Source organism: Pseudomonas sp. 05N434 (genome assembly GCF_056396965.1).
Map to the genome: position 1 here is coordinate 1 of NZ_JBFTMK010000773.1, position 3,264 is coordinate 3,264.

Annotated in this window: 1 protein-coding gene and 2 pseudogenes; all 3 read right to left on the reverse strand. The window is 60.4% G+C overall.

What is annotated here, in order from left to right; genetic code table 11:
- Nucleotides 1-1,382: LutB/LldF family L-lactate oxidation iron-sulfur protein (locus AC1DLB_RS29195; RefSeq protein WP_477786206.1), on the reverse strand; the 1,382-nt coding region annotated here is incomplete at its 3' end.
- Between the two features lie 16 nt (nucleotides 1,383-1,398).
- Nucleotides 1,399-1,896 (reverse strand): annotated as a pseudogene (locus AC1DLB_RS29200) ((Fe-S)-binding protein); the annotation flags it as partial.
- A 2-nt stretch (nucleotides 1,897-1,898) separates the two neighbouring features.
- A pseudogene (locus AC1DLB_RS29205) lies at nucleotides 1,899-3,264 on the reverse strand (lactate permease LctP family transporter); the annotation flags it as partial.

Genomic DNA, 3,264 nt, shown 5'->3' on the forward strand with positions numbered 1-3,264 from the left:
CTGTGGTTCTGGGTCCATGGGCCGACGTTGCTCGGCGTCAGCGCTCGCAGGCGAGTGGCGAAGAAGCCGAACAGGCGATAAAGCGTTGGCGAACTGTTGAGCCTGGCCCAGGCGTTCCAGATAAATCGTTCTTTGCGCGAATACTTGCTGCCCTGACCGCGCATCACTTGATGTGGGCTGTCCGGCGCTTTGACGTTTTCTTCCCGCAGGCGACGCAGCAATGCGGGGATCGGAATTTTTACCGGGCAGACTTCACCGCAGGCGCCGCATAACGACGAGGCACTCGGGTGGTCGGGGACTTTCGCCAGGCCGACCATGTGCGGGGTGATGATTTTTCCGATAGGCCCAGGGTAAACCTCGCCGTAGGCATGACCGCCGATTCGGGTGTAGACCGGGCAATGATTCATACAGGCGCCGCAGCGGATGCAGTTCAGGGTCTGGCGCAATTCGCTGTCGGCAAACGCCTGGCTGCGACCGTTGTCGAGCAGCACCAGGTGCACTTCCTGTGGGCCGTCGAGTTCATGTTCCTTGCGCGGGCCGGAGATCATGTTGACGTAGGTGGTGATCGGGATGCCCAGGGCCGAGCGGGTCAGCAGCGACAGGAGTGGAACCACGTCGCGCAGGTTTTCCACGACTTTTTCGATGCCGGTTACGGCGATGTGCACTGGCGGCACCGTGGTGGTCATCCGCCCGTTGCCTTCGTTTTCCACCAGCAGCAAGGTGCCGGTTTCGGCCACGGCGAAGTTGACGCCGGAGACGCCGATGTCGGCTTCGAAGAATTTCTGCCGCAAGACTTTTCGACCGATCTGAATGAGTTGGTCAACGTCCTTGGTGTACTCCACGCCAAGTTTGTCGTGGAACAAGGACGCGACCTGACCGGCATTCTTGTGGATCGCCGGCATAATGATGTGTGAAGGCTTCTCGTGGTCGAGCTGGACGATGTATTCACCCATGTCCGACTCCAGGCATTCAATGCCTTGAGCTTCGAGGACATGGTTCATCTCCATCTCTTCGCTGACCATCGATTTGCCCTTGATCACTTGCCGCGCCTCGTGAGCGCGGATGATCGACAAGACGATGCCATTGGCTTCGTCCACCGTTTCCGCCCAGTGCACTGTCACACCGTTGCGGGTCAGGTTCTGTTCAAGCTGCTCGAGCAGGTCGGGCAACTTGGATAACGCGCGGGCGCGGACGGCATTGCCCAGCGCTCGCAAATGTTCTCTTTCATGGGCATCGCTGAAGGACGCTGCCCGTTTGCTCATCAGTGAATCCATCGCCGTGCGAAAGTTATTTCGCAGTTGCGTGTCAGCCAAGGCCTTGTGAGCCCGGCTGCGAAAATCTTCTTCTACGGCGACCGTAGGAATAATCGTGGAGCTGCTCATCGGGCACCTCCGGTACCACCATCGCACCGGAAATATCCGGCATACGGACGCTGAAAGTCCCACCAAAGCCACAGCATTCACTTTCGTGGCTGTGGTCGACTCGCTCCACGTTGCTCAGCTGCGCCAACAACTCACGGCCATGCAGGTGGGTGTTCATTTCACGGCGTGCCGAGCACGACGTGTGCAACGCCACTTTCACCGGTTCGCCGCTGTCCTTGAGCTGCACCTTGCAGACAAACAGCAAGAACTCGGCAAGCTCGTAAGTCCGTGCCGCGAGGGCCTGAACCTGTTTCAGCGTTTGCGGCTCGTCCTTGAACAGGTCGGCATAGTGTTCGCGCAACATGCCCGCGCAAGAACCCGACGGCACCACCACCGGATAATCCCCGGCAAACAACGCCAGTTGCGAGCGCGCCACGGTCCGGGCCTGTTCGGTGTAACCCGAGGTGTAGGCCGGTTGCCCGCAGCAGCTCTGCCCTTGCGGGTATTCGACACGAATGCCCTCGCGTTCCAGCAGGGCTTGAGGGTGAAGCGGAACAGATCCGATTCTTTGCCCACCAGCCCGGTCGCGGCGCAGGCCACGGCGATCGATTGCGGCGAGATCATTTTGCCGGTCACCCCGCCGCTGGTGTTCGCCGCCACCAACAGGGTGTCGTTGACGCCGATCTGGTGCGCGGTGGTCGCTTGCAGCGAACTGAACAGCGCATTGGATGAGGTATCGGAGCCGGTCAGGAACACGCCGAGCCAGCCGAGGAATGGCGAGAAGAATGGGAACGCCGCACCGGTGGCAGCCAATACCAGAGCCATGGTCGACGACATGCCCGAGTAGTTGGTGACGAAGGCGAACGCCAGCACCATGCCGATGGACAAAATCGGCCAGCGCAGTTCGTAGAACGTCTCTTTTAAAGTGGTCAGACCAGTTTTAATGTTGACCTTGAGCACCAGCATCGAGATCAGTGCGGAGAAGAAAATCGCCGTGCCGGTCGCGGAAACCGGATCGAGTTTGAACACTGCCGGAATCGCTGTCGGGTTGGTTACGATCGGCGCGACCTTGATCACCATTTGATCCAGGTGCGGGATCGCGAAGTTGAACACCCAGCCATACATCGAGCCGCCGGCGGCAAACATCGCCTTGAACGGTTTCAGCGTCCAGATGGTGACCAATACGGTGAGGATCAGGAACGGCGACCAGGCTTTGAAAATTTCTCCCAGGCTGTAGGGCGAAGCCACGGTGGTGCGCGGTTGGCCGAAACCACCGGTGCTGGCCACTACGGAAGCCGAGACTGCGCCGACGATGTGCGCGCCTGCAGCGCGTTTTGGCTGCCAGATTTTCAGGAACAGCGTCAGGGAAATCAGGCTGACCAGCGCCGAGGTGATGTCCGGCAGTTCCGGGCCAATGAAGTTCGAGGTGAAGTATTGGGTGATGGCAAAACTCAAGCCGGCCACCAGCGCAGCTGGCCAGGTTTCCCGAACGCCGCGCAGGCCGTCCATCATGAACACCAGCCAGAACGGCACGAACAGCGACAGCAACGGCAGCTGGCGACCGGTCATGGCGCCGATCTTGAAGGCGTCGATGCCGGTGACTTGCCCGGCGACGATGATCGGAATCCCCAAGGCGCCGAAGGCCACCGGCGCGGTGTTGGCGATCAGGCACAGGCCGGCGGCGTACAGCGGGTTGAAGCCCAGTCCAACCAGCAGTGCGGCGGTAATCGCTACCGGTGCGCCGAAACCGGCGGCACCTTCAAGGAACGCGCCGAAGCAGAAGCCGATCAGCAGCACTTGCAGGCGCTGGTCGTCGGTGATCGACAGCACCGAGCTGCGGATCACTTCGAACTGGCCACTCTTGACCGTCAGTTTGTAGAGGAACACCGCTGCCACGATGATC